The sequence below is a fragment of the Pandoraea sp. PE-S2R-1 genome (assembly GCF_002179865.1).
Taxonomy (GTDB): domain Bacteria; phylum Pseudomonadota; class Gammaproteobacteria; order Burkholderiales; family Burkholderiaceae; genus Pandoraea.
In genome coordinates this window covers 1-496 of sequence record NZ_NGUR01000028.1, presented here as the reverse complement: position 1 = coordinate 496, position 496 = coordinate 1, and the positions used below count along the sequence as shown (strand labels likewise).

At 52.6% G+C, this 496-nt stretch carries 1 protein-coding gene; it reads left to right on the top strand.

The window, feature by feature from the left end:
• Positions 1-205: 205 nt before the first annotated feature.
• Positions 206-430, top strand: coding sequence for a hypothetical protein (locus CDV44_RS28305; protein WP_087691670.1), 225 nt, complete (start codon positions 206-208; stop codon positions 428-430).
• The last annotated feature ends 66 nt before the right edge of the window (positions 431-496 follow it).

The following is a 496-nucleotide window of genomic DNA, read 5'->3' as shown; positions in this document are numbered from 1 at the left end:
GATGAACGAGAAGCGCTATTGGTCGAGCCGAGGAATAGTTATCCCGGAGCGTCATCCAATCGACCACATCCTGAGCGACGACCCCGTGAAAGCCATCGTCATTGCTTTCGACGCCGCGCAGGAGGTCGGCGCAAGCTTGGCGAACTGTCAGGCATTTTGGAATCAAGATCTCGGGAGCTTCTGGTTAGCCACGAGGGGAACTAAGATGAATTTGCTTACCCGTGCGTACATCCTAGAACGATACGGTGTGAGACTTGGTGTCGCACAACTCTCAGAACTTCTATGCGTTGCGGAAGGAACTATCCGCAATCAGATCAGTGCCGAAACGTTTCCGGTTCCAACGTACGTCGAAGGGGGTAGGCGCTTCGCTTCATACGAAGCCATAGCGACCTATCTTGACGCGATGACACAACGCGCAAATCGTTCCTAGTGGAAAGCAACGAACAAGGGCTACCTATATCCGAATTGATCGCAGCGGGTAGCCCAATAACAAACT

Coding starts and splice junctions, on each gene's coding strand:
- CDV44_RS28305 (WP_087691670.1), top strand. CDS start 206: ATGAATTTGCTTACCCGTGCGTACATCCTAGAACGATACGGTGTGAGA.